Genomic DNA, 26,758 nt, shown 5'->3' with positions numbered 1-26,758 from the left:
GCAGAGGGGTGGCGGTCGCACGCTGACTGCCGGCGACCTCCTCGGACAGCTTCGCCTGGCGCTGAGCGTTCCCGCGGGAACGCCGTCAAGGTCCACGGCTTGACGACGTTCCCGCGGGAACGTCTCGACCGATGCGGAGATGTCAGCTCCCGGACGTAGCTTGCGCGCATGCGGGTGGGTCTGAGCATCCCGGTCATGGACGAGCCGGCTGCGCTGGTGGAGATCGGCGTCGCCGCGGAGGCCAACGGGTGGGACGGCGTCTTCCTCTGGCACCACGTCGTCGGCACGCCCGACCTCCCGATGCCGATCGCCGACGCGTGGGTCGTGCTCGGCGCGCTGGCGGTGCGGACGTCGCGCGTCCGGCTCGGCACCACGATCACCGCGCTCCCCCGCCACCAGCCGCAGGAGGTGGCCCGCCAGGCGGTGACCGTCGACCGGTTGTCGGGCGGGCGGATGACGCTCGGCGTCGGCCTCGGTGAACCGCCGGCGGAGTACACGGCGCTCGGCCGGAGCGCGGACCGCGCCACCTTGGCCGCTCTGCTCGACGAGGGGCTGGAGGTGGTGTCGGGCCTGTGGTCCGCGGAGCCGTTCTCGCACGCCGGCGCGCACTACACGGTCGACGGCGTCCAGTTCCTGCCCCCGCCGCTGCAGCAGCCGCGCATCCCGGTCTGGACGTCGGCGATGACCCGCACCGAGCGCACGCTGGGCCGGGCCGCCCGGTGGGACGGCGTCATCCTCGGCGCGATGACCGCCGAGGGCGGGATGGACGTGCTGCCGCCCGAGGCGGTGGCCGAGGTCGCCGCCCGCCCCGACGCACCGGCCGACGTCGTCGTCGCGACGCCGACCGGCACCGACCCGGCGACCTACGCGGACGCCGGCGCGACCTGGGTGCTGGTCACCGGCTGGCTGGACGAGCTGCGGGAGGCCGCCGCGGCGGCTCCTCGGAGCGTCCCTCGACCGCGCCGTGACGGATCAGGCTGACGATCGCCAGCACCAGTCCACCCCAGATCACGGCCATCGCCACCAGCATCATCACGATCGCGCTGCCGCTCATCGGGGCCCTCCCTCGTGCCGGTCCCGGTCGTCCGGAGCCGCAGTCGCGTGCAGTGGCGCCGCAGGGTCGGAGCCGGGTGGCGGCCCGTCCAGGTGCGTTCCGGCGCGCCACCTCAGCCGGGCGACGACGAAGCCGATCACCGGCAGGGCCACGACCATCCCCCAGCCGAAGACCACGAGCAACCAGGTGGGGTAGTCGCCGTAGGGGGCCTCGAGGTCGTCCCGCAGCGCGAACACGAGCACGAGGGCCAGTCCCACCGGGGCCACCAGGCTGACCAGGACCCGCCAGCCGGTGCCGACCCGCGGCCGGCCGTGGACGTTCAGGTGCGCGCTCAGTCCGGCCAGGGCCCGGAGGAGCCAGGCGACGACCAGCATGCTGACCAGGGCCACGACGAGGATGCCGTACTGGTTGACGAAGTGGTCGACGACGTCGAGGACGTAGAGGCCGCTCGTCGTGCTGAACAGCACCAGGCTCAGGATCGCCGCCGGGACGGCCACGACGAGGGTCGCGGTGAGCCGGCCGGTGTCGAGCTTGTCGCGGACGGCGGAGATCACGACCTCGATCACGCTCACCAGCGAGGTGATGCCGGCGATGACCAGCGACGCGAAGAACAGGACGCCGATGAGGGCGCCGGCCGGCGCCTCGCTGATGATCGTCGGGAAGGCGATGAAGGCCAGCCCGATCCCGTCGCTGGCGACCTCGGCGACCGGGACGCCACCGGCCTGCGCCATGAAACCGAGGGCGGCGAAGACACCGATGCCGGCGAGCAGCTCGAAGCTCGAGTTGGAGAAGCCGACGACGAGCCCCGAGCCGATCATGTCCTCGCGACGGCCGACGTACGAGGCGTAGGTGATCATGATGCCGAAGCCGATCGACAGCGAGAAGAAGATCTGGCCGAAGGCGGCGGCCCACACCGAGGCCGAGGCGAGCGCCGACCAGTCGGGGGTGAAGAGCGCGTCGAGGCCGGCCGCGGCGCCGGGCAGCAGGAGCGCCTGCACGACGAGGGCGGCGAAGGCGAGCACCAGCACCGGGATGAAGATCAGCGAGGTCGCACCGATCCCGCGCTGGACGCCGAGCGCCATGATGGCGATGACGGCCAGCCAGACGACCAGGAGCGGCACCAGCACCCCGGGCACCACGTCGGCGGTGACCGAGACGTCGCCGGCCTGCAGGAACTCGCCGAAGAAGAAGCCCTCGGGGTCGGCTCCCCATGCCTCGTCGAGCGAGAAGAAGGTGTAGCGCAGCGCCCAGGCGATGACCGCCGCGTAGTAGATGGCGATGACGAAGCAGATGCCGACCTGCCACCAGCCGAGCCCCTCGGTGCCGCGGCGCAGCCGGGCGAAGGACAGCGGCGCCGAGCCGCGGTGACGGTGGCCGATCGCGTAGTCCAGCAGCAGGAACGGGATGCCGGCGGTCAGCAGCGCGACCAGGTAGGGCACCACGAAGGCACCGCCGCCGTTCTCGTAGGCGACGTACGGGAACCGCCAGATGTTGCCGAGGCCGACGGCCGATCCGATGGCCGCGAGGATGAAGACGCGCCGCGAGCTGAACGCGCCGCGGCGGCGCTCCTGGCCCGCCTGTTCCGTGGTTGTGCCGGCCGTGCTCATGCGACCTCCCGGTTCGCGGTCCGCCGAGCCGGGCGGATCCGATCCACATCGCGCCGTCGACGGAAGGATCCCAGGATCCGGGCGTCCCGGCTCCCGGAGCGGGTGTCCGACCGACACCTCCGGCGGCGCGGACTCGGCAGGGCCGTCCGCCTCTTCGCCCGGAGGTCCAGGACCTCTACCGTCGGCCCATGACCGGGAAGCCCGTCCGGTGCTGGCTGGGGTTCCACTCCTACGTGCAGCGGCGGCCGGACGACGAACGCCCGCGCGGCCCGGACCAGAAGGTCTGCCGGCTGTGCGGCAAGCAGCGGGACGTGCCGTTCGGCAACCTGCCGGGGTTCGGCATGGGGGCTGGTCTCGGGGGCGGCGGGCTCTGACCGGGCCGCTCAGGCCTCGCCCGGCACCCGCCGGTCGCGCAGCGCGTCCAGGGAGCGGCGCATCCCGACCGTGACCGCGCCGAGTGCGAGGAAGGCCTCGTCGTCGGTCACCTCCGAGGTGCGCAGCAGCGTCGTGAGCCGGGCCAGCGCGTCCTCCGCGGCGTCGATGGCGGCGGCCCGCTCGTCCGGGGTCTGCTCGCCGTCGCCGGTCCGGTAGGGCACGCAGACGACGCGGGCCAGGCTCGCCAGCGCGTCGGCCAGGAGCGCGCCCGTGCCGCCGTCGATGCGGTCGGCGCCGACGCGGTGCGGCTGGAACTCCACGACCAGCGTGGTGAGGTCGTCGACGAGGACCGCGACGCGGTCCAGGGCGCGGGACTGCTCCCGGATGCTCGCGGCACTGCCGCCCCAGCGCCGGGCCCGCGGGTTGGCCCGCCGCGCCCGCTCCACCAGCCCCTCGGCGCCACGCATGCGGTCCAGCGCCGCATCCAGTTCACCGCCGCGCCGCGCCCACTCGTCGGTGGTGGGCACCGCACCGCGGCGCAGCCCGTCGGCGATGTCACGCAGGTGCCGGGCGAGCAGCCCGCGGGTGCTCGCGATGCTGCGGGCGGCCGTGGTGAGCTGCAGCGGCGGGAACAGCACGGTGGTCACCAGCACGCCGATCGCCGCACCGACCAGGGTCAGCCCGGCGTAGGCCAGGGCGTACCGGGCGGGGTCCCCCGCCGTCCCGACGGTGAGCATCAGGACGGCGGCGAAGCTGACCCAGCTGGCGTGCTCGCGCAGCGCCCGCCACTGTTCGAGGACGATCGCCAGCGCGACGATCAGCGCGATGGTGAGCGCGTTGGGGATCGACCGGGTCAGCTCGTGCACCACGACCGCCAGGCCGAACCCCATGAGGATCGCGACGACCGTGCGCCAGGCCGCCGCGGCGGAGTCCGCGACCGTCGGGTGCACGGCGATGACGGCGCCGAGCGGCGCGTAGTAGGCGTACTGCGGCATCGGCGGCGGCAGCAGCGTCGCGACCTGCCACGCCACCGCCGCGGCCAGCGCCGCGCGCACCCCGCGCTGCACCCAGGGTTCGCGCAGCAGCTCCCGGGCCGGGGTCACCCCCGAGGCGTTCCCGGCACCGCGGACCTGCCGACGACCCCGGCGCGGGTCTCCTCGCGCACCGGCGCCACGCCGGCCACGTTGTCCACGAACTGCACCGGCGGGGTCGCCGCCGTGCCGTCGTCGGAGGTCGCGGCCGCCTCCACGACGATCACGAAGTCGTCGCCGTGCCTGGTGATGCCCTCGACCACCGCCTGCTCGACGGCCTCGTTCGCGTAGCTGCGGCGCAGCACCATCGGGTCGGAGCGCACGTCCTTGGCCAGCGAGACGGCCAGGCCGACCATGACCAGGGCGAAGGGCAGCGCCGCGATGATCGTCAGGTTCTGCAGCCCGGTGAGCGCTTCGTCCCCGCCGACCAGCAGCATCACCGCCGCCACCGCGCCCATCACGACGCCCCAGAAGACGACGGTCCGGCGGCTGGGCACGAGCGTGCCCCGCTCCGACAGCGACCCCATGACGATCGAGGCGGCGTCGGCGCCGGAGACGAAGAAGATCGCCACGAGCACCACCACCAGCACCGTCATGACGGTGGCCATCGGGTACTGCCCCAGCACCCCGAACAGCTGCCCCTCGGAGGTGGCCTGACCGGCGACGTCCGCGCCGTCGCGCTGAGCGGCGATGCCGGCCCCGCCGAAGACGGCGAACCACATCAGGGTGACCGCGCTGGGCACCAGCAGCACGCCGGTGACGAACTGACGGATGGTCCGGCCGCGGCTGATCCGGGCGATGAAGACGCCGACGAACGGCGTCCAGGAGACCCACCACGCCCAGTAGAAGACGGTCCAGCCGCGCAGCCACTCGGCCATCGCGTCCCCGCCGGTGGCCTCGGTGCGGGCGGCCATGTCGGCGAGGTCGGAGAAGTAGCTGCCGACCGCCTCGGGCAGCAGGTTGAGGATCAGCACGGTCGGTCCGGCCACGAACACGAACAGGGCCAGGACGACGGCGAGCACCATGTTGACGTTGGACAGCCACTGGATGCCCCGGCCGATGCCGGAGACCGCGGAGGCGACGAAGGCCGCGGTGAGGACGGCGATGATGCCGACCAGGACGCCGTTGCCGACCGACCCCGCCCAGCCCAGGATCTCCATCCCGCTGCCGATCTGCAGCGCGCCCAGACCCAGCGAGGCGGCCGAGCCGAACAGCGTCGCGAAGATGGCCAGGACGTCGATGAGCCGGCCGGCCGCGCCCTCGGTGCGGCGCCGGCCGAACAGCGGCTCGAAGGCGGCGCTGATCAGCTGCTTGCGGCCACGGCGGAAGGTGCCGTAGGCGATGGCGAGGCCCACGACGGCGTAGATCGCCCACGGGTGCAGCGTCCAGTGGAACAGCGTCGTGGCCATCGCCGTCCGGACCGCCTCGGGGCTCTCCCCCGGAACCGTGCCCGGCGGGGGCGCCACGTAGTGCGCCAGCGGCTCCGCGACGCCGTAGAACATCAGGCCGATGCCCATCCCGGCGCTGAACATCATCGCGATCCACGAGACGGTCCGGAACTCGGGCGCCTCGCCGTCACGGCCCAGCGGGATCCGGCCGTACCGGCTCGCCGCCAGCCACAGGACGTAGACGACGAAGGCGGACGCCAGGGTCACGAACAGCCAGCCGAGATTCTCCTCGATCCAGGTGAGCGCCGAGCCGCTGGCCGAGCCGAGACCGCTCGGGGTGAGGAAGCCCCAGGCGACGAACGCCAGGGCGAGGACCGCCGCGACGGCGAAGACGACCCGGTCCAGCGACCCCTTCTCGTCGGCCACCGGCGGCGGCGGCTCGGCGATCGCCGGGTGCTGGTCGGTGTCGGGGCCGGTCGCCTCGGCGTCGGGACGAGGCGGTGTGGGGAAAGTCGTCACAGGCAGGTGCTGCGCCCGCGCGGGGGCGCCCTCCGATCGTGTGCAGGGACCCGCGGTCCGCAGTCTGGGGCCGGCCGAGTTCCGCGCCCAGCGCGCTCGGCCCATCACTCCCAGCCTCATGCGAAACGGATCGATCCGCAATACACGACAGGCGGCCGGGGCTGTGGTTGTCGTCATGTGCCGACGGCGGGATGCGCGCTGTCAGTGGTCGCGGCGTGTCGTCGCAGGTCAGCCAGGGCGCGGCAGCGCCGATGGGGGGAGGCCGTGGTGCTGTGATGCTCCTCGCGGTCGGGGCCGGAACCCGGCTCCGGACCCGCGGACGACGAGAGCCGGTGGCCACCGCTGTCCGCGGTGACCACCGGCTCGTCGCCGACTGTCGTCCTGGCTGCTCGCCAGGACCAGGGGTGGGGTCTTCGTGGATCGAAGAACGGCGAGGTGAGAGCAAGGTTTCTGCGAACGTCCCACGGGCCTGGCACCCATCGACTCCAGAATCAGCACCCCCGCCGCCTGACGATCACCTCGCTGGCGCACTGCTCGCGTAGGTCCCCAACCTCCGCTCGAGGTTCGCGATCAACGCCTCGACCACAGACTCAGCGGTGCTGGCGATGGCCCCGACTGGCTGCTCCGCGACAGCCCGCGCCACCGCATGCTTGACCGCCGTGAGGTCAGCCACGGATTGGCCGCTCGCCTGGAACACCCGGCTTGCACGGTCCGACCAGCGCGCGCGTCGAGCGTTGAAGTCGGGGGTGGGGAACGTGACGCCGTAGTGATTGACGAGCACCTGCCCGTACGCAGCAGGGTCGAAGAGGTCCTCAACCTCAGAATCCCGCATGCCCGCAGCCATCGCGAAGTTCACCTCGGAAGGCTCGAGCAGGTTCTCCCTCCGCGCACGCTCCTCCGCCTCCCGGCCCGCCTGGTCGTGGTCTATGAACACGTGGACTGCGCAGAGGAAGCCGCGCAAGAGAGTCAACTGGTTGGCAAGGTTGCGCACACCACGCATGCTCATGACGACGAGTTGACCGTTTCGAACTGCTTCATCGAGGCGCCGAGAACGCGACCGCAGGACCGAGCTGATCGACAAGACATCAGTCTCTCCCTCGACCAGCAACACCAGAGCCGCGGACGCAAGGTTGTCCGAGACCTCCACTCCGAGCACGTCACGAACATCTGCGAGCGAAGCCGCTGCCCGCGCGCGGTTTCGGTGCACCACGACGTTCTGTCGAATGTTGGACCTGTTTGTCAGTAGGGGGCTGTGCGTTGTGACGACTACCTGCTGATCCCGGCTGATGTCTTGGAGCACCCGGCGGAGAGCATGGATCGCCTTCGGATGAAGATGCGCTTCCGGCTCTTCGATCGCAAGCATGATCGCCCGCGACGTCTCACCAGATTGACGGGATAGGTGGTGAGCAAGACTCAGCGCCGCAACGCTTTGGACACCGTCGCCCTTCTGCCCGAGAGGCGTCGGCACGCCGTCGTCAACAAACACCTCACACTGTCTCCGCAAGGCCGACATCCTGTCCTGGACGGTGACGCGGACCGACTTCACGTCTGGAAGAAACTGGGACAGCGACCCGCATAGGACATTCTCGAGCGCGTCGAGGACCGGCTGCTGCATTTCGGCGACCTTCGCCACTGCAGCCTGGTAGTCGTCGGAGGCTTCCAGCAGTTGCAGTTCCGACTCGACCATTCGCCGAACCATCTCCACCGCACTGGCCCCGGTCCGCACTGCGGGGATGTGTTCCAGCTTGATCATGGACCCTACGAAACGGGAGATCAGACGACTCTTACTCGACAGCGTCTTCGCCCCGGGACCTTTCTTGCGCACCTCGAATGTCAGCGCCTCTGAAGATACGGTTATCCTAACGGGCAGCCGACCGTTGAGATTGCTCTTGACCGTCTCCTTGAACTGTCGAACTTCATCGTCGGTCAACTCAAACTCGAAGTCGAAAACCGTCTTCGTGGATGCGTTCCCCTGCAATGAGATCGGCACGTCACGCTCCCACTCGAAGACGCCGGAGCGCGCGACGCGCTGCATGATGACCCGGTCCGTCGTCCGGACGCCGATGGGAGCGTCATGCAAGGCCAGCAGTCGCATTCCTGCGACAAGACCGGACAGGATGTTCGACTTGCCCTCATTGTTCGGGCCCACAAGCACCGTGAGGTCACCAAGAGCGATTTGCTCCGTACGACGAATGCTCCGGTAGTTCTGCAGGGAGAAGTGCACCAACCTCACGCGGCGACGACCTCGGCGGCGAACAACTCGGCCTGCTGCATGACCATGAGGACGGCACCCTCCTGCTTGTCCGGCGGATAGCGGTACTTCATCAGGAGCCGGCGGATGTGCCGGCGCAAGGACGCCCGTACCTGCTCCTTCTTGTCCCAGTCGACGGTGGCGTTGCGGCGGACGATGCCGACCAGTTCGTGCGCGATCGCCTTGAGGGTGTCGTCACCCAACTCCAGCACCGCAGAGTCGTTCTGGCACACAGCGTCGTAGAACGCGAGCTCGTCCTCGCGCAGGCCCAGCTTCTCGCCGCGTTCGTGTTCGGCGCGCATCTGCTTGGCGAGCTGGACCAGTTCGGCGATGACCTCGGCGGCGTCGAGGCTGCGGTTGGTGTAGGAGCGCATCGCTCGTTCGAGCATCTCGGAGAACTTCCGCTCCGTGATCAGGTTGCGCTTGGCGATGGTCTTCAGCTCGCTGTTGAGCAGCCGCTTGAGCAACTCGATCTGCAGGTTCGGGTGCGGCTTGGTCGACAGCCGGCGGGCGAACTCCTCGTCGATGATGCTGATGTCGGGCTTATCGATGCCTGCGGCGGCGTAGATGTCGATCACCCCGCCGGTGGTGACCGCGTCGGAGACAACCTGGCGGATGGCGGTCTCCATCTCCACGTCGTCGGCGACGCCCGGAGTGCTGTCGGCACGGGCCCGGCGGAGCTCGACCGCGACAGCCTGAAAGAAGGCCAGGTCGTCGCGGAACCGCAGCGCCTCCGGTGAGGAGACGGCCAGGGTGAACGCCTGCGCGGCGACCCGGGCATGGTGGAGGAACCGGTCAGGCAGGTCCATCTCGGAGGCGCCCAGCAGGTGCTCGAGGGCGGCCATGATCGCCTCGACCTTCGCCCGGTCGGACCCGGAGGCCAGCGCTTCGCGCCAGGGGCAGCCGTAGAGCAGCTCGCCGAGGACCTCGACCTTCTCCTCCAGCAGGGCCAGCGCCTCGTCGACCGGGGCGCCGACCTCCTGCCGGGCCCGGTCGCGGTCGGTGTAGTCGGCCAGCGCCGCCTGCAGGGACTCCGCGATGCCGATGTAGTCCACGACCAGCCCACCGGGCTTGTCGCGGAAGGTGCGGTTGACCCGGGCGATGGCCTGCATCAGCCCGGCGCCGCGCATCGGCTTGTCGACGTACATGGTGTGCATGGCCGGAGAGTCGAAGCCGGTCAGCCACATGTCCCGGACGATCACCAGTTCCAGCGTGTCGTCGGGGTTCTTCGCCCGGGCCTTCAGCTCCGACAGCGCCTGCTTGCCGCGCACGTGCCGCGCAAGCTCAGGGCCGTCTGCGGCCGAGCCGGTGATGACCACCTTGACCTTGCCCTTCGTGTCGTCATCGCTGTGCCAATCCGGCCGCAGAGCGACGATGGCGTCGTAGAGCTCGACGCAGATGCGCCGGGACATGCAGACGACCATCGCCTTGCCGGCGAGCGCACCGCGGCGGGCCTCCCAGTGGGCGACGATGTCGGCGGCGACCGCCTTGACCCGCTTCGACGCGCCAACGACGGCTTCGACCCGGGCCCAGCGGGTCTTCAGCCTCTCCCGGGTGTCGGTCTCGGCGAGCTCGGTGACGTCCTCGAAGCCGCTATCCAGGGCTTGGCGCGCCTCGTCGGGCAGCTCGACCTTCGCTAGCCGCGCTTCGTAGAACACCTTGACGGTGGCACCGTCCTCGACGGCCTGGGTGAGGTCGTAGACGTCGATGTACTCGCCGAAGATGGCGCGGGTGTTGCGGTCGGCGGCCTCGATCGGGGTGCCGGTGAAGCCGATGAACGACGCGTTGGGCAGGGCGTCGCGCAGGTTGCGGGCCAGGCCGTCGATCAGGTCGTACTGCGTGCGGTGCGCCTCGTCGGCGATGACGATGATGTTGCGTCGGTCGGACAGCACCGGGAAGGTGCGGCCGGCCTCGCGATCCCCCTTCGTCAGGCCGAACTTCTGCATCGTGGAGAACACGATGCCCCCGGAGGCCTTCGACGCCAGCACGCTGCGCAGGTGCTCCCGGCTGGTGGCCTGCACCGGGGTCTCCGGCAAGGTCCGGGCCGGAGCGAACACCTCGTCGAACAACTGGTCGTCCAGGTCGTTGCGGTCGGTCAGCAGCACCGCGGTGGGGTTGGCCATCGCCGGGTGCCGAAGCACCTTGCCGACGTAGAACAGCATCTCCAGGCTCTTGCCGGAGCCCTGGGTGTGCCAGACGACGCCGGCGCGGCCGTCGCCGCGCGATACCGCGGCGACGGTCTCCGCGACGGCCTTGTTGACCGCGTGGAACTGGTGGTACTTCGCCACCCGCTTCACCAGGCCGATCCGCTCGTCGGTGAAGACGACGAAGTTGCGCAGCAGGTCCAGGAACACCCCCGGGGCGAAGACCCCGCGGACGAGGACCTCAAGCTCCGGCAGGCCGGCCGGCGCGAGCCCGTAGCCGTCGATCGTCTTCCACGGCGCGTAGTGCTCGAACTGCCCACCCAGCGCGCCGAGGCGGGCCTGAGTGCCAGTGGAGATGACGCTGATCGCGGTGTGTGCGAGGAGGGCCGGGATCTGGTCGGCGTAGGTGCGCAACTGGTTCCACGCACCGCGCAGCGTCGCGCCCTCCTGCCCGGGCACCTTCAACTCGATGAGCCCCAACGGCAGACCGTTGACGAAGGCCAGCACGTCCGGCCGCCGGGTCCGGTTGTCCTGCTCGACGCTGACCTGGTTGACGGCGACGAAGTCGTTGCTCGCCGGGTCGTCGAAGTCGACCAAACGCGCGACATCGTGCCGGGTCCCGCCGTCCGCGGTGCGCCGCTCAACTGGGACGCCGTTGGTGACCAGCCGATGTACTCGCCAGTTCTCCGCCAGCAGATCCGCACTCTCGGCGCGGCGCACAGTCGCTATGACTTCGCTGATTTCCTCGTGCGCAAGGTCTGGGTTGAGCCGAGCAACTGCCGCCCGCAGTCGGCCCTCCAGCAGGACGTCCCGGTATGACAACCGCTCCGCGGTCTGCTCGCCCGGAGCGATGTCCGGCCCGTGCAGCACCTGCCAGCCCAGGTCAGCGAAGTACTCGAGGCACACCTCCTCGACGCCCGACTCCGCTACGAAGCCCCTCATGGCCGCACACCTGCCAGGGTTTCCACATCGCGAACCTGTAGTTCGCCTGACATCAGCGGTGGAAGTAGCGCGTCTCGCAGTACCACCAGGCGACGGTTTTCTTCTTCAGCCTCGGCACCGCGGCGGACAAGAGACGAGAGAGCATCTTCCATATGTCTCACGTGTTCCGATTCCGGGAGCCTGATCCGCACTTGCTCCAACCGATCAGTCGGCAAACGTCCGGTGCCATGTCCAGCTTCATCCACAAGCGCAAGGATCGTGTCGCGAACGGCAAGAAGCCCCACTGCCACAGTGGCAGTGGGCAAGTCATCGTGCAGCACAACCGCCTTGCAGTCCTGACCGAATGCGACTTCCCTCTGCGCGACGCCTACTCGGAACTCGGACTTCAGACTCATTCCTCGAACAACAAACAACACCGCTCCAGCTGGTGCGAGACGGGTCCCTGACCTTGCGCCCACATCGGTAAGGGTGCGGTCACTGCAAGAGACGAAGAACGACTTGAGGCTAGCGGCAGAGATCCACGGGATCGAACCGCCCCAGTATTCGGGATTGCTCGTGTTCGGTGTTCCACCTGATAGCCACTTCCCCGCCGCCTTCAGCGTTGTCGAGGATGAGGACCCGGCCACTGATTTCTCGTACATCGCCGTCGCTGTCCGCAACACGAGGCCCCGAATACGCCCGTTCAAGGCGATCTTTTCGTCCAGTACGCCAAGTATTTCCGCAATCGCTCGCTGCGTTTCTATTGGTGGCAAGTCGATCGTCATGCTCCGCAGATCAACGAGGTTGATGTAAGGAGCCATGTCAGTCTGCCCTGCAACCACGTGCGCTTGGGCCTGGAACTGCGGGGAGCGCACCCAGCAATAGAGCCAATGCGGATCGATCACCTGAGTGTCAAGCGCCCTTAGAACACACAACTGTGGGCTATAGACGAACTCGGGGGAAGTCGACGAAATCATGGCGGCCCTGCCAACAGTGCCTTTGGTGGTGATCAAGACGTCATTCGGCAGCGACGTCTTGCCTCTCATCTTGGGCCTAAACTCGGACCGCACGTGATCCTTGAACACAGGCCGCACCACACCTTCCAGCACTTCGGCAACTCGAAGGATCGGTATGCCGCCTATTCCGAGTTCGGACGCTTTCGTGCGGTAGCCGTCACTCAAGTACAGGGCACGCCGCGATACCAGAGCGCCCAGAGTCGTCCTTTCAGCCACCAATCCGCTCCAGGGCCGCGCGCAGCTTCGCCTGCACGCGATCACTCTCTTCGAACGCCGCAAACAGCTCGCTGGTCAGCCGCTGCACTTTCTGGTCGAGCGGCTCGCCGTCCTCGTCAGCGTCCTCCGTACCGACGTAGCGGCCGGGGCTGAGGACGTACCTGTGTTCGGCGATCTGGTCGAGGGCTGCACCGGCGCAGAAGCCTGGAGTGTCGGTGTACTCTCCCGCGCCCGGTTCACCACGCCAAGCGTGGTAGGTCTCCGCGACGCGGGCGATGTCATCGTCAGTAAGTTCACGATGCGTCCGGTCCGCCATCACGCCGAGGTTGCGGGCATCAATGAAAAGCAGCTCACCGCGTCGGTCCCGCCATGCCCGCGCGCCACCAGGAGACTTATCGCGGTTGAGGAACCAAAGCGACACTGGAATGCCAGTGGAATAGAAAAGTTGCGCGGGGAGAGCAACTACAGCTTCGACGAGATCAGCTTCAAGGAGTCGGCGGCGGATGTCGCCTTCCCCGGACTGCTGTGACGACAGCGACCCGTTTGCGAGAACGATGCCCGCAGTCCCGTTAGGAGACAGCTTGGCCGCGAAGTGCTGAAGCCAGGCGTAGTTGGCGTTCCCAGCTGGAGGAACGCCGTGCGCCCAACGTCGGTCGTCCCGGAGTTGGTCACCGCCCCAGTCGGAGACGTTGAAGGGCGGGTTGGCCAGGATGTAGTCGGCCTTGAGGTCCGCGTGCAGGTCCTCATGGAACGTGTCACCCCACCGCGGACCGAGATCAGCCTCGATGCCGCGGATGGCGAGGTTCATCTTGGCCAGTCGCCACGTGGTGTCATTCAGCTCCTGGCCGTACACGGCGATGTCGTTTCGCCGGCCGCCGTGGGCTTCGACGAAGCGCTCGGCCTGGACGAACATGCCACCCGACCCGCAGCAACCGTCGTACACGCGGCCGGAGAGCGGCTCGATCATCTCCACGAGGAGCTTCACAACCGATCTGGGGGTGTAGAACTCGCCACCACCCTTGCCTTCGGCGGAGGCGAACCGGCCGAGGAAGTACTCGTAGACCCGGCCGAGGATGTCCTTCTCCCGGTGCTCGGCTGAGCCCAACCCGATGCCGGACATCAAGTCCACCAGCTCGCCGAGCCGACGAACGTCGAGACTCGGCCTGGCGTAGGTCTTCGGCAGCACGCCGCGCAGCGTGGGGTTGTCGATCTCGATCAAGTCCATCGCGTTGTCGATGAGCTTGCCGATCTCGGGCTGCTTGGCCCGCTCCTTGAGGTACTGCCAGCGCGCCTCCGGCGGAACCCAGAACACGCCCTCGGCCGTGTACTCGTCGCGGGACTCCAAGAGTTCCTCAGCGGCCTCACCCGTAATGCCATCGGCGGCGAGTTCGTCCCGGAGCACGCCGCGGCGTTCCTCGAAGGCATCCTCGACGTACTTGAGGAAGATCAGGCCGAGGACGACGTGTTTGTACTCACTGGCGTCCATCGAGCCGCGGAGCTTGTCGGCTGCCTTCCACAGCACGTCTTCGAACCCCAGCGGTTCGGACCCGTTCTTCTTCGCGCGCGGTGGCACGTGCAACTCCCTCGGTTGTTCCAAGCAGAAGCACGGTAGCCCGCCACTCGCCGCACAGTGGACAGCCGGACACGGTCAGTCACGCCGACGAGCGGTTCACCTCCTCTCGGCGCCGGCTGCACCTGCACCTGTCCCGTACCCGGCCAACAGGGGCTTCGGACATCAGCGAGAACGCGGCGACAGCGCCGTCGGGGATCACCTCCTTCGGTGACGGCTGCCGGTCGCCGGCGACCCGGCGTCTCTCTGCTCCCTATGGAGTTGTCAATGTGCGGTCGGCGGATGCCCCCAGGGCGCCGCCGCAGGGCGGCGGTCACCGAGGCCGTCGCCTTCGTCAATCGGGCCCGCGTCGAATGCAGCCGCCTTCCCACCCGGCACCCCTCGATGAGCGGAACACCCGTCGCGGCCCTGTATGTGTCGCCTAACCACCGGAGGTGCCGGTCATGCCCGTGCTCCCCTTCCCGCCCGTCGTCAACAGCCACCAGCCGTGGCCCACAGACCACGTCAACGGGGCCTCTGACCAGGCCGTGCTCGCCCGGGCCGCCACCCTGGTTGGACTCCCGGCCGACCATCTCCCGCTGCCGCTGCGCTGGGGCCCCGGTCCCACGCAGCTCGCGGTGCTCCGGACGACCGCGGAGCTGCTCCTGGCGCGGCTCGAGGAGACCTCGGGTGCGTGCCCCGCCTGCGCCGGCTCCGAGCAGGCGATGGACTGCGCCCGTGAGCTCGGGAAGCTGGAGGCGCGGCTGGCCGCGCTGGCCCACGACGCGAAGCTCGTGCTGGGCTGGCTGCAGGGGTCGTAAGGCGTGCGGTGAGCTAAGGCTTGCGTCCTGAGATGGCGCGCTGAGGGGTGACGCGGACGGGCTCGGCCCGTTCGCGTCACCCGCACCGCCGGTGCTGGGGACGCCGATCGGCACGGAGACGCCGATGACTCCCAACTCACACACCCCGGGCGCCAGCGCCCCCGAACCGCTGCGCGACTACCAGTTGCGGAAGCTCCTGACGCGCCGGCAGGCGCTCGCCGACGCCGCTGTGGAGCACCTCTGCCACGACCTGCCCGGCGCGGACCTCCTCTGGCAGGCCGTCGGCCGCGTCGAGGACCGCCTGCGGCGGGAGTACCCCGCCGTCTGGGCCCGGTCGAACACGGACTGGGTGGCCGCTGACGGCGCCCGGCTGCATTCCGCTGACCGGCCGGCACCGGAGTCCTGCCGGATCTGCCGGCAGTGGCACGTACCCGGCGCCGAGGTCCGCCCGGCGTCCTGACCGCCACCGTGGCCCCGCCCGCAAGGGCGGGGCCACACCCATGTCCCACCTCCGGCACGCGGCTGGCCAGCCCTGCCGCCCCGGCCGCCGCTAGTACGTCAGCCGGCAGATCGACCTCATTGCCGATCCACTGCACCGCCGGACCGGTACCGGTATGACCGCTACAGCCGACGGCCCGGCCCCCCGGCTCGACGAACCCGCTGAGCTCGACCGCTTCCTCACCAGCTACACCCCGACCGGGGTGGACGCCGACCGGTGGGCGGGCCTCGCCTCGGACGCCATCGCCCTGGTCAGGCAGGCCGGACCGCTGACCCGGACGCGGGTGGAGAAGGACATCCAGGCGCTCGGGGCCGTCGCCGCCCGGCTGATCGAGCGCAACCGCCAGCTGTCGCTGGACGAGGCGCTGGCGGACGCGACGCTGCTGGACTTCGACCTCGCACTCGCACGCGCCGGTGCCCGGGACAAGACCCGCGAGAACCGGCGCGGCATCCTGCGCCGTCTGCAGGCGGTGCACCACGGCGTGCCCTGGCGTCGGGAGCGCCGCGGGGACGGCGATCGGGTGGACGAACTGCCCCCGCTGTCGCTCGTGTGCGAGGTGGCCCGGGTCGTGGCCGTCGCCGGGGCGGACCGCGGCGCGGACGCGGCGGCGTTCGTCGCCGCTGTGGACGCGGCTCGACGTGCCCGCCGTGGAGACGCCGAGGCCGGCACCGCTGACCCGGCGTCCTGGCGACGGGCCCGGGCGTTCGCCGAGCGCCACGGGCTCGGGCTGACCCAGCGGGTGCTGGCCGCGGCGGTCACCCACGAGCTGCTGCAGATCGAGCAGCCGGTGGCGGTGCTGATCGCCGCGGCGGGGCTGACCCGGCGCGACCTCGACCTCGGCCTGACCCACGTCGCGGTCCTGCCAGAGCGACCGTCGGAGCTGCAGCGGGCGGTGCTGCGCGGCGCCTGACGACGGCGGGTCGGCGGTGATTGCCGTACCGGTCGCCCCCCGCACGGTCCCGGCCCGAGCTGCCCGGAGAGGCCGGGCGGCCGGACCGAGGAGCCCGGCCTTGACGAGCAACTCCACCCGGCGGCGCAAGCCCAGCAAGGCGGCGATGGGCCGCCAGCTGGCGCAGGTGCAGGCCGAGCACGAGCAGCAGCGCGAGCTGCCGCCGGCGCTGGCGCAGCTGATCGACGACTACACCGGCGCCAGCTACACCGCGGTGCAGATGGCGAGCATCCGGCCGTTCCTCCGCACCGTCATCACCGCCAGCACGCTGACCGGCGCCGAGAGCGTTCGGAAGCACTGCACCCACATCGCCGGGCTGGCGGCCTACGCGATCTGCCGCGGCGTCGCCCTCGAGCCGCCGCAGGTGCTGACCACGGCCTTCATCGACGAGTACGTGCGCCTGGGCATGACCGGCGCCGGCGACTCGGTCAAGGCCGAGCGGCGTCGGCGCCTGCTCGCCGTCGCCCGCACCGTCAACCCGGGCCCGACCACTCCGGCTCGGCTCACCCCGATCGGCCACAGCGCGGTCAAGCCGCCCTACACGCCGCCGGAGCTGGCCGTCATCGCCCGCGTCTGCCGCACGCAGCCCACCGAGACCAAGCGCCGCGACCTGTCGGTCGTGGTGGCGCTGTGCGCCGGCGCCGGCCTGGACAGCGTCGACCTCCGCCATCTCTACACCGAGCACATCGAGGACCTCGGCGCCGACGGCCTGCAGGTCCACGTGCAGCAGCCGCGGCCGCGGACCGTGCCGGTGCGCAGGGGGATGGAGGACCTGCTCCGCGCCGCGATGGGCGGCCGGCGCACCGGCGAACTGATCATCGGGGAGAAGGCGGATCGGCGGAACACCGCCGCCCGCGCCGTGGAGAACGCCGCCCTCTACAACGTCCCGCACATCGAGCCCGCGCGGCTGCGCGCCACCTGGCTCGCCGACCTGATGACCGACACCGTGCCCATCGGGGTTCTCCTGCAGGCGGCCGGGCTGAAGTCCGCCCGCACGCTGGTCGACCTGATGCCCCACGTGGGCCCGTGGCTGGAGCACAAGAGCCTGACCGCGCCGGCCGCCGACGCGCTGCGCGGGGGTGCCCGGTGAGCGCCAAGCACCTGACTCCGGCGCTGGTCGACCGCACGGTGCACGTCATCGACAGCAGCGGCGTCCTCGACCTGGCCTGCCCGCCCCGGCAGCCCGGACAGCGCGGCCGGATCGGCAACATCCGGGACAACACCCGCCTGCTGCTCCTCGGCATGCACCTGTGCACCCGGCTGGGGCACGAGGCCACCCTCAGCAGCATCCACCAGGTGCTCACCGAGGCGCTGCCCCGGGACAAGCAGTGGGAGCTCGGCGTGCTCCGCCCGACCACCACGAAGAATCGCGCCAACGGCAAGCCGTTCGATCCCGACGCGCCCGCGCTGGTCAAGAACGGCAAGCCCCGCAAGCGCATCTGGACCGAGGACGGCGTCGAGGAGATCAGCTACGACGACCTCTACAACGCCGCCACCGCCCTGCGGAAGCGGCTCGACTACGGCCACGGCGCTGCCCCGGGCCTCGACGACGCCGAGCGCGCGGCCCGCCAGGACGCCGTCGAGCAGATCATCGACGCGCTGATCGCCGCCACCACCATCCCGCGGACCGGCAGCACCTGGGGCCTCGACGCCACCGGCCAGTGGGCCTGGACCCGCGGTCCGAGCAAGCGCAAGAAGGAGCTGGAGAAGAAGCTCGCCGACGGCGCCGCCGACGCGGAGGACCCCGACGGGCTCGAGGTCGCCGGCATCGCCACCGACGACGAGGGCGCCACCGCGCCCGAGGACCAGAGCGCCCCCGCGCCCGCCTCCGCCCGGGGCCGCTGCCTCGACGCCGCCTGGGGCTACAAGACCAGCAAGACCGGGGAGAAGGAGGTCGGCTTCGGCTTCCACCAGCACACCATCTGCCGCGTTCCGGACCCCACCGCCGACAACGACGACGAGCCGCTGCTCATCGACGGGTTCGTCCTCACCCCGGCCAACGCCGACGTCGTCGACGCCTCCCTCGGGCTGATCGACCGCATCCGCGCCCGGCACGGCTTCACCCGGCTTCTCGGGGACATGCTCTACACCAACCTCAAGGGCGGCCGGTGGGCCGTGCCGCTGGCCCAGCGGGGCATCGAGCAGGGGCTGGCGATGCGCAGCGATAACCACAAGGTCGTCGACATCAACGGTGCGCAGATGCAGCACGGCTGGCTGCACTGCGCCGCCGCCCCGATGGACCAGCGGCCGCTGCCGCCCGACCGGGCCTCCGCCGAGGAGTGGGAGACCTTCCACGACAGCGTCGAGGAGTTCCAGCGCAACTGGGCCTTCGACCGCAAGGAGAGCGGCCTCGGCAAGAACCTGACCAGCAAGTGGATCTGCCCGGCCCGCGCCGGCCGCGCCGGCTGCCACGCCCTCGGCGCGGCGCAGGTCCAGGCGGCCACCGAGCTGGAGCTGCCGATCATCACCCCGCCCGATGACTGGCAGACCCGGCGATGCTGCACGGGCAAGACGATGGACTTCACGCCGGACCCGGACGACGTGAATCACCAGCGCAAGCTGATGCAGCGCGAGTACTACGGCAGCCGGCGGTGGCGCCGGCTGTTCAAGCGGCGGGCGCTCGTCGAGGGCGCCTTCGGCATCCTGAAGAACGCCAGCCGGCAGCGCCTCCGCCGCGGCCAGAACCGGCTGCCCGGCCTGGCGATGGCCTCCATCGTCGCCGCGGTCAAGGCCAGCGTGTTCAACGAGGAGCAGCTCCGCAGCTGGCACGACCGCACCGGCCGCGGCCCGGCCGACCACCCGCTGCTGCAGCCCGACCCGCCGTACTGGGGCTTTCGCGACCTGACGAAGGAGGAGGCGAAGGCCGTCGACACCGAGCATCTGCGCCGCCTCCGCGGCGGCCACCTGGAGCCGGTCCCCGAGGCCGCCTGACACCGGCATGAGACGACGAACCGCCCCGGACCTGGAGGTCCGGGGCGGTTCGTCATTCTGCGAAGAGTCTCCGCGAAATCTGCGAAGACCTCGGGGTGGAGGTGGCGGGAATCGAACCCGCGTCCTCCGACGCATGACCAGGGCTTCTCCGAGCGCAGTCCGCTCTGCCTCTACTCGACCCCACCGATCGCACGAACACGTCGGTGTGACGGGCCCAGTCGCTGTGTGGTGTCCCGCACGCGCCCGCGACCGGCACGCACGGTGAGTCATCTAGCTGATGCCAGGATCCGGGCCGATGACGAACCCGGGCTGACAGACCCGCCTACGCTGCTATCAGGCAGCGAGGGCGAAGTCGCGCTGACTGGAGTCGGCGCTTGTGTTGTTTGCAACGCGTGGTTAACGAGCTCATCGTTGCCTTCCTCGGCTCGCTTCCCCTGGACACCCGACCGGAGTCGAGACCATTCACCCCCTGTGCAGTTGTGCAGACAGACTAACCGGCGGGGGCCCCCGCGTGTTCCCGCGTCACCCGGCCAGTCGACGGCGCAGCCCGGTCGCCCGGGCCACCGGGCGCGTGACCGCCCGCGCCACCGCCTCCGCCGAGCCGACGACGGTCACCCCGGCCCTCGCCCGGGTCACCGCGGTGTAGAGCATCTCCCGCGTCGCCAGCGGCGAGGCCGGCGGCGGCAGCAGCACCGTCACCCGGTCGAACTGCCCGCCCTGGCTGCGGTGCACCGTCAGCGCCCGCAGCGGCGCGACGTCGCCGAGCCGGCCCAGCGGCACCCGCACCGGCGCCTCCGGCCGGCCGAACGCCGCGACCAGCCCGTCGCCGTCGGCCACCACGACAGCGGTATCACCGTTGAACAGGTCGTTGTCGTAGTCGTTGCCCAGCACGATCAGCGGCAGCCCGGCGTAGTGGCCGTCGCGGCGGGGCGCGATGCCGGTCTCCTCGGCCAGCCAGCGCTCGGCCTGCCGCTGCCAGTACGCGACGCCGCGCGGTCCGCGGCGGTGGGCGCACATCAGCCGGTGCCGCTCCAGCGCGGTCAGCGCCGCGCCCGCGTCCCCCTCCCGCGCGGCGTCGAGCACCGCGACCGCCGCCGCCACCAGCTCGGCGCGCACCGCGGTCAGGGCCGTGCCCGACACCGGCGCGTCGTCGGCCACCTCCCGGAACGCCACCGACGGGTCGCCGAGTCGCAGCACGTCGAGCGCCTCGTCGGCGTCCCCGCGCTGGATCGCGGCGGCCAGCGCGGCGATCCGGCCGCCCTCCTCGAACCGGTGCACCCGCCGCAGCAGGCCGATGCCGTCGCGCACCCGCGCGGCCGGGGAGGACGGCGCCTCGGCCGGTTCGGCGGGCACGTCGGCCGGCACCGCCACCCGCAGCTGCGCCCACCGCTCCGCCGTCCGGGCGCCGTCGGCCCCACCGGTGAGGTCGGCGAGCACCGCGCCGGCCTCGACCGCGGCGAGCTGGTCGGGATCGCCGACCAGCACCAGCCGGGCGGTGTCGGGCAGCGCCTCCAGCAGCCGGGCGAACAGCGTCAGCGACACCATCGAGGCCTCGTCGACCACCAGCACGTCCAGCGGCAGCGGGTTCTCCCGGTCGTGCCAGAACCGTGCCGTCCCGCGCTTGACGCCGAGCAGCCGGTGCAGCGTCGAGGCACCCAGCGTGCGCAGGTACGCGCGGTCGGCGTCGACCAGGACGTCGTCGCGGGCGGCCGCCTCGTGCACCGCCTCCTGCAGCCGGGCCGCGGCCTTGCCGGTCGGCGCGGCCAGCGCCAGTCGCGGCGGTGCTCCCGGCTCGGCCAGCGCCCGCAGCGCCGCGACCAGCCGGGCCACCGTCGTCGTCTTGCCCGTGCCCGGACCGCCGCCCACCACCGCCACCCGCGACAGCACGCCGACCGCCGCGGCCAGCCGCTGGTCCTCCGGCTCGCTGCCCGGCCACAGCCGCGCCAGCACCGGCGCCAGCCGCGCCGCATCGACCGACGGCGGGGACGCCGCCCGGCGCAGCAGGTCGTCGGCGACGGCGACCTCCTGCCGCCAGTAGCGGTCCAGCCACAGCGAGCCCTCCGACAGCCGCAGCGGCCGGCGGCCGTCGTCGTCGGAGCACGCCACGAGCGGGCTGCGGCGCACCGCGGCCAGCCAGGCGGCCGGGTCGGGCCAGGGCAGCTCGGCCAGCGCCTCCGGATCGGCGACCTCCGCCTCGTCCTCCCCCGCCGGCAGCGCGAGCGCCTCGGCGCCGGCCAGCGACAGCAGCACCGAGCCCTGCCGGGTGCTGCGCACCACCAGCGCCGCGGCGAGCAGCACGGCCGGGTCGCTCTCCCCGCCGAGCCGGCTCAGCCGCTGCGCCACGTGCACGTCGGCGGCGTCGAGCACCCCGGCCCGGTTGAACTGCGCGAGCAGCCCGTCGGCGCGCAGCGCCAGCCGCGCGGCGGTCACCGGCCACCCCCGGCGAGCAGGTCGGACAGCTCGGTCACCAGCGCCGCGGGCGGGTGCCAGGCCCAGACGCCCGACACCTCGCCGCCGGCCGCGAGCGGGGCGTCGGCGCCGCACATCCCGCGCAGGAACAGGTAGAGCACCCCGCCCAGGTGCCGCTCGGGCGCGTACCCGGGCTGCCGCCAGCGCAGGAACCGGTGCAGCGCCACCTCGTAGAGCAGCGCCTGCAGCGGGTAGTGCGCCGCGAGCACCGCGGCGTCCAGCGCGGCCGGGCGGTAGTGCCAGGCGGTCAGCGGCTCGTCGGCGTCGGCCAGCCGGTTGGTCTTGTGGTCGAGCACCAGGTACCGCGGCGCCGCCGGCTGCCCCACCCGGATCACCGCGTCCAGCGACCCGGTCAGGTACCCGCGCAGCGGCTGGCCGGCCAGCGCCGGCGCGGCCAGCAGGTCGGCGTAGCCGGCCACCCGGTCACCGGCCGGCAGGTGCGCGCGCAGCAGGTCGGCGACCGCGCCCAGCCGGACGTCGCCGTCCGCGGTGTCGCCCCCGGCCAGCGGCAGCTCGAAGGTCAGCTCGGCGAGCAGGTCGCGCCGCGGCACGTCGCAGAACCGCAGGCCGTCGGCGAGCGGGCCCAGCGGCGTGCACACCGCGGGCAGCAGCCCGGCGGCGAGCGCGTCGGCCTCCGGCCCCTCGCCCAGCCGCCGGGTCACCGCCTCGGCCAAGGCGGCCGCGGGGTCGTCCGGGGTCAGCTGCGCCTCCTCGAGGACGGCGTGCACGAGGGTGCCGAACCCGGCGCCGCCCGGCAGGTCCGCCATCGGCGAGGGCACCGCGCGTAGGTGCTCGTCGGCGTCCGCGGCCGGCGCGGGGGGCGCGTCGTCGCGCTCGTCGTCCTTGACCGGACCCGCCTCCGGCTCCGACGCCACCGACGGCGCCGCCTCGTGCACCGCCCGGGTCAGCCCGGTGTACGACGTGCGCCGCCACCCGGTGTCCACCTCGCGGTCCAGCCGTGCGGCGGCCAGCGCGGCGCCGTCGGCCGGACCACCGGACGGCGCGGGCGGCGGGAGCCCCTCGGCGTCGGCCCGGTCGACCACCTCGACGGACACCCCGCCGCGGCCGGCGGCGGCCAGCGCCCGGAACGCGCTCAGCGCGTCGCCGTCGGCGGGCACCGGGAGCTGCTGCGGCACCCCGCCGCCCGGGGCGGGGCAGAGCAGCAACCGGTGCAGCGGGCTGGTGTTGGTCTTGGAGGCCGGCGCCCACCACAGCACCAGCCGCGACACCGCGCGGGTGGCGGCCACGTACAGCAGCCGCAGCTCCTCCCCCGCCGACTCGTCGTCCTCGGCGCGGCACAGCGCCCCGTACCCGGGACCGTTGGTGCCGCCGACGTGCCGCACCCGGCGGCCCTCGGCGTCGTGCGCCCGGGGCAGCCGCTCCTTCGACCCGCCGCCGGCGGTGTCCCAGGCGAAGGGCACGAGGACGACGGGGAACTCCAGCCCCTTGCTCGCGTGCACGGTGACCACCTGCACCGCCGCCTGGTCGGTGTCCAGCCGGCGGGAGCGCTCCTGGTCGACGTCGCCGCCGGCGTCGGCCACGCGGGCGCGCAGCCACGCCAGCAGCCCGCTGACGCCGAGCTGGCCGGCCAGCGCCTCGGCGTGCAGCACCTCGGCGACGTGCCGGCGGTCGGTGAGCATCCGCTCGCCGTCGGGCCGGCTCAGCAGCCGGGCCGCGAGGTCCTGCTCCTGCAGCACGGCGGCGAACAGCCCGGCCACCCCGCGGCGGGCGAACACGTCGAGCCAGCCGCGCAGCGCGTCGGCGAGCTCGTCGGTGGCGGCGTCGCCGCGGGCCGCGAGGTCGGCGGCGGTCCAGCCGACCATCGGCGTGAGCGCCAGGCGGCGCACCCGGCCGCGGCGGTGCGGCTGGTCCATCGCCTCGAGCAGGGTGATCCAGTCGGCGGCGGCGTCGGTGGCGAAGACGCTGGCGGTGCCGGTCAGCACCGTGGGCACGCCGGCGGCCAGCAGCGCGTCGCGCACCAGCAGCGCCTGGCTGGTGGTGCGCACCAGCACCGCGACGTCGTGCGGCTCCAGCGGCCGGCCGGCGCCGGCACCGCCGCGGGGGACGACGGTCAGCCCCTCGGCGAGCACCGCGCGCACCTGCACGGCGACGTCGTCGGCCACTGCCGGCCGGGCGCCGGAGACCAGCAGCGTGCCGTTCTTCCCCGCGGGCAGCCCGTCGCGCGGCAGCACCCGCAGCCGCACCGGGGTGGCGTCGGGCGCGGGACCCAGCGCCGCGCGGGTGTGCCCCGCGGCCACCGGGCGGACCACGATCCGCGGATCGCCGAGCGCGGCGCCGCGGAACAGCGACTGCAGCCCGGCCAGCACCGCGGCGTCGCTGCGCCAGTTGGTGTCGAGCGTGGCGCGGGTGGTGGCCACCGCGGCGGCGTCGAGGTAGGCGCGCACGTCGGCGCCGCGGAAGGCGTAGATCGCCTGCTTGGGGTCGCCGATGACCACCAGGGTGCGGGCGCCGTGGAAGGCCAGCCGGAACACGTCCCACTGCACCGGGTCGGTGTCCTGGAACTCGTCGACCAGCACCACGCGGAAGCGGTCGCGCAGCCGCTGGCGGGCCTGCATGCCGGTGAGGGGGTCGGCGAGGGTGTCGCGCACCCGCACCAGCAGGTCGTCGAAGCCCTGCACCCGCCGCGCCCGCTTGCGCCGCTCGGTCTCCTGCCGCACCGCCCGCGCGAAGCGCACCCGCAGGTCGGCCGGGGAGTCGCGCACCGCGTCGGCGGGGGCGAGAACCCCCTGCGGGTCCTGCAGCACCGCGGCCCGGGCGACCGTGCGCGCGACGTCGTGCCCGAACGCCGGCTCGGGCGAGGTCGGCCGGCAGTACATCTGCAGGTAGAGGTCGTCGCAGACCTCGGCCACCAGCTCGCCGAGGTCCTCGACCAGCGCGGTGTCGGGATCGAGGTCGGCGACCACCCCGAGCCCGGCGAGCACCTCCTGGCAGAACTGGTGGATGGTCGCCACGGTGGCCGCGTCGAAGCCGGCGAGGGCCTCGGCCAGCCGGGCGCGGCGGGCGGCGACCTCGGCGGCGTCCCCGTCGGCCAGCAGCGCGATCACCGGATCGGGATCGGTGAGCGCCGCGGCCGGATCGGCCAGCGCGTCGCGCGCGGCGACCAGCCGCTCCCGCACCCGGGTGCGCAGCTCGCTGGTCGCCGCGCGGCCGAAGGTCACCACCAGCAGCTGGTCGAGGCGGGCGACGTCCTCGGCGACGTAGCGGGTGACCAGCCCGGCGATCGTGTACGTCTTGCCGGTGCCCGCGCTGGCCTCGAGCACCGTGGTGCCGGTGGGCAGCGGTCCGCGCAGGTCGACGGCGACCTCGGCGGCGGCCGGCGGCACGACCTCGGCGGTCATCGGGTGGTGATCCGCTCGGCGTCGAGCAGCGGCTGCCACAGCAGCCGCGCCAGCCGGCCGAGGTCGGTGGGCTCGTCGGGGTACCGGCCGGTCAGCTCCCCCGGTGGCGCGGTCCAGCCCTCCAGCACGGTCAGCTCCGCCCCTCTCCCCCACACCATCGCGTGGTCGTCGTCGTCCCTCTCCCCCGACCGGTTGAAGCCCCCGGCCCAGTCGGAGTCGGCGGCGGCCTGCGCCTGCTGGGGTGTCCGGCCCGCGGCCCGGCGGGTCGCGTAGGCCGCAGCTGCCGCCACCGGCAGGGGCAGAGGGGTGCACCGCCCCACCGCCCGCCAGTGCACGAGGTCGGCCAGCACCTCCCGGGCGTCGGCGACGGCCACCGGGCCGAGCGTGGCGACGGCGACGTCGTCGTCGGACCCCCGGCCGACGACGACCGCCTGCCACGGCCGGTCCGGCCGCGCCGCGGTCAGCGCCACCAGCTGCACCCAGGCGCGCAGCCGGTGCTTGGGTGCCAGCCGCGAGTAGACGACGGCGAGCACCGTGTCGCCGTGCACGCCGCGGACGGCGCCGAGCACCCGCGGACCCCCCGGCACCGCCGCGTCGACGCCCACCGTCTGCGCCGGCCCGGTGCGGAACGGCTCGCTCACCGCGACCAGCCGGTCGACCCGCTGCCCGATCGCGCCGAGCTTGCGGTGCCCCAGTGGCGGGGGCGGGAGCGCACCGCGGGCCCGCTCCAGCGCCTGCACCTCGGCCACCTGCGCGCCGCGCAGGCGGGCGGCGAGCACGCGATCGCCGACCGCCCACAGGTCCAGCGGGGTGGGCTCGACCGGCAGCGCGTCGTCCGGGTCCTCGTCGCGGGCGGCGGGCGCGAGGTCCAGCCGCTGGCCCAGGAAGCCGCGCGCCGGGTGCTGCCAGAACGACACCAGCTTCGACAGCTCGACCACCCCCTCCTCCGCGGGCGGGGGCAGCGGCTCGCCCAGGAACGGGCCGGGCTCGGACCGCTCGGCCGCCGCCGCCCGGGCACCGGCGAGCGCGGCCGCGTCGAAGGAGAACGGCGCCGGCCGGCCGAGCGCGCCGGCGAGGAAGTTGCGCGCGTCGAAGGGCTGCAGCGGATGCCGGACGACGACGGCGTCGCGCACCCGCCGGCCGTCGGCGCAGACGGCCGTGGCGTCGAGGGCGTCGAGCAGCTCCCCGACCGGCACCGCGGGCGGCAGGTCGGCGCCGGTGCGGACGTCGGCGCCGCAGTAGGTCAGCACCAGGTGCTCCCCGGCGGCGCTGATCGCGTCGAGGAAGAGCTGGCGGTCCTCGCTGCGGGCGTCGCGCTCGCCGACGCAGGGGTCGCGCAGCAGCAGGTCGTCGCCGTCGACGTGGGTCTGGCGGGGGAAGGCGCCGTCGTCCATGCCGAGCAGGCAGACCACCCGGTGCGGCACCGAGCGCATCGGCGTCAGCGTGCAGACGGTGAGCCCGCCGGTGCGGAAGCCGGCGGTCGTGGGCCGGCCGGCCAGCCGGCCGCCGACCAGCGCGGTGATCTCGGCCAGCCCCACCTCGCCGCCGGCCGGCGGCGCCGCGGCGGGGCCCGCCGGCGCCGAGCCGCGCCCGGCGCGGGTCTGGCACATCCCGGCGGGGGGGCCCTCCGGCCCCCGGGTGACCCACACCTACTGAGCT

18 protein-coding genes and 1 other RNA gene are annotated in these 26,758 nt (G+C 72.4%); 7 read left to right on the top strand and 12 right to left on the bottom strand.

The features are described from left to right. The first annotated feature begins 168 nt into the window (after positions 1 to 168). Complete coding sequence (locus ACI79R_RS16305) at positions 169 to 981, top strand: LLM class flavin-dependent oxidoreductase (protein WP_456574693.1); 813 nt, start codon at positions 169 to 171, stop codon at positions 979 to 981. On the opposite strand, the gene ACI79R_RS16300 is transcribed toward ACI79R_RS16305, so the two are convergent. Then, positions 896 to 1,165, bottom strand: a complete 270-nt coding sequence (locus ACI79R_RS16300; RefSeq protein WP_456574692.1) for a methionine/alanine import family NSS transporter small subunit — start codon at positions 1,163 to 1,165, stop codon at positions 896 to 898. The genes ACI79R_RS16305 and ACI79R_RS16300 overlap by 86 nt on opposite strands. Beyond that, entirely contained in the window at positions 1,051 to 2,661 is a 1,611-nt protein-coding gene (locus ACI79R_RS16295; RefSeq protein WP_456574691.1) for a sodium-dependent transporter, read from the bottom strand. The genes ACI79R_RS16300 and ACI79R_RS16295 overlap by 115 nt, the downstream gene beginning before the upstream one ends. A gap of 188 nt (positions 2,662 to 2,849) precedes the next feature. On the opposite strand from ACI79R_RS16295, the gene ACI79R_RS16290 reads away from it, so the two are divergent. Then, the gene (locus ACI79R_RS16290) at positions 2,850 to 3,035 is read left to right on the top strand and encodes a hypothetical protein (RefSeq protein WP_456574690.1); all 186 of its coding nucleotides are present in this window, start codon (positions 2,850 to 2,852) and stop codon (positions 3,033 to 3,035) included. A 9-nt stretch (positions 3,036 to 3,044) separates the two neighbouring features. On the opposite strand, the gene ACI79R_RS16285 is transcribed toward ACI79R_RS16290, so the two are convergent. From ACI79R_RS16285 to ACI79R_RS16260, 6 genes are all read right to left on the bottom strand, one after another. Beyond that, the gene (locus ACI79R_RS16285) at positions 3,045 to 4,139 is read right to left on the bottom strand and encodes an FUSC family protein (RefSeq protein ID WP_456574689.1); all 1,095 of its coding nucleotides are present in this window, start codon (positions 4,137 to 4,139) and stop codon (positions 3,045 to 3,047) included. After that, a complete protein-coding gene (locus tag ACI79R_RS16280; protein ID WP_456574688.1) occupies positions 4,136 to 5,974 on the bottom strand; it encodes a BCCT family transporter in 1,839 nt (612 codons plus the stop codon). The genes ACI79R_RS16285 and ACI79R_RS16280 overlap by 4 nt, the downstream gene beginning before the upstream one ends. A gap of 514 nt (positions 5,975 to 6,488) precedes the next feature. After that, the gene (locus ACI79R_RS16275) at positions 6,489 to 8,207 is read right to left on the bottom strand and encodes an ATP-dependent nuclease (protein WP_456574687.1); all 1,719 of its coding nucleotides are present in this window, start codon (positions 8,205 to 8,207) and stop codon (positions 6,489 to 6,491) included. Then, the gene (locus ACI79R_RS16270; RefSeq protein ID WP_456574686.1) at positions 8,204 to 11,311 is read right to left on the bottom strand and encodes a type I restriction endonuclease subunit R; all 3,108 of its coding nucleotides are present in this window, start codon (positions 11,309 to 11,311) and stop codon (positions 8,204 to 8,206) included. The genes ACI79R_RS16275 and ACI79R_RS16270 overlap by 4 nt, the downstream gene beginning before the upstream one ends. Further along, positions 11,308 to 12,471, bottom strand: coding sequence for a restriction endonuclease subunit S (locus tag ACI79R_RS16265; protein WP_456574685.1), 1,164 nt, complete (start codon positions 12,469 to 12,471; stop codon positions 11,308 to 11,310). The genes ACI79R_RS16270 and ACI79R_RS16265 overlap by 4 nt, the downstream gene beginning before the upstream one ends. Before the next feature lie 43 nt (positions 12,472 to 12,514). Next, positions 12,515 to 14,095: a class I SAM-dependent DNA methyltransferase gene (locus ACI79R_RS16260; protein ID WP_456574684.1), complete on the bottom strand. Its 1,581-nt coding sequence runs from the start codon at positions 14,093 to 14,095 to the stop codon at positions 12,515 to 12,517. Positions 14,096 to 14,535: 440 nt separating this feature from the next. Between ACI79R_RS16260 and ACI79R_RS16255 the strand changes: the two genes are divergently transcribed. The 5 genes from ACI79R_RS16255 (at position 14,536) to ACI79R_RS16235 (ending at position 19,271) form a co-directional block, all read left to right on the top strand. Then, complete coding sequence (locus ACI79R_RS16255; protein ID WP_456574683.1) at positions 14,536 to 14,892, top strand: hypothetical protein; 357 nt, start codon at positions 14,536 to 14,538, stop codon at positions 14,890 to 14,892. Positions 14,893 to 15,016: 124 nt separating this feature from the next. Further along, positions 15,017 to 15,352 (top strand): hypothetical protein, encoded by a 336-nt coding sequence (locus tag ACI79R_RS16250; protein ID WP_456574682.1) that lies wholly within the window; start codon positions 15,017 to 15,019, stop codon positions 15,350 to 15,352. Positions 15,353 to 15,506: 154 nt separating this feature from the next. Next, positions 15,507 to 16,301: a hypothetical protein gene (locus ACI79R_RS16245; protein ID WP_456574681.1), complete on the top strand. Its 795-nt coding sequence runs from the start codon at positions 15,507 to 15,509 to the stop codon at positions 16,299 to 16,301. A gap of 100 nt (positions 16,302 to 16,401) precedes the next feature. Beyond that, complete coding sequence (locus tag ACI79R_RS16240) at positions 16,402 to 17,430, top strand: hypothetical protein (RefSeq protein WP_456574680.1); 1,029 nt, start codon at positions 16,402 to 16,404, stop codon at positions 17,428 to 17,430. After that, positions 17,427 to 19,271, top strand: coding sequence for a hypothetical protein (locus ACI79R_RS16235; RefSeq protein WP_456574679.1), 1,845 nt, complete (start codon positions 17,427 to 17,429; stop codon positions 19,269 to 19,271). Before ACI79R_RS16240 ends, ACI79R_RS16235 begins: the two co-directional genes overlap by 4 nt. Before the next feature lie 93 nt (positions 19,272 to 19,364). Here ACI79R_RS16235 and ssrA read toward each other — a convergent pair. The 4 genes from ssrA to ACI79R_RS16215 form a co-directional block, all read right to left on the bottom strand. Next, positions 19,365 to 19,741, bottom strand: a transfer-messenger RNA (tmRNA) gene (ssrA, locus tag ACI79R_RS16230). Between the two features lie 52 nt (positions 19,742 to 19,793). Continuing rightward, positions 19,794 to 21,701: an exodeoxyribonuclease V subunit alpha gene (recD, locus tag ACI79R_RS16225; protein WP_456574678.1), complete on the bottom strand. Its 1,908-nt coding sequence runs from the start codon at positions 21,699 to 21,701 to the stop codon at positions 19,794 to 19,796. After that, a complete protein-coding gene (locus tag ACI79R_RS16220) occupies positions 21,698 to 25,099 on the bottom strand; it encodes a UvrD-helicase domain-containing protein (RefSeq protein WP_456574677.1) in 3,402 nt (1,133 codons plus the stop codon). The genes recD and ACI79R_RS16220 overlap by 4 nt, the downstream gene beginning before the upstream one ends. Then, complete coding sequence (locus ACI79R_RS16215; RefSeq protein WP_456574676.1) at positions 25,096 to 26,709, bottom strand: hypothetical protein; 1,614 nt, start codon at positions 26,707 to 26,709, stop codon at positions 25,096 to 25,098. The genes ACI79R_RS16220 and ACI79R_RS16215 overlap by 4 nt, the downstream gene beginning before the upstream one ends. Positions 26,710 to 26,758 lie beyond the last annotated feature (49 nt).

Source organism: Blastococcus sp. SYSU D00820, assembly GCF_054050695.1.
This window is presented reverse-complemented; position numbering and strand designations above follow the sequence as displayed.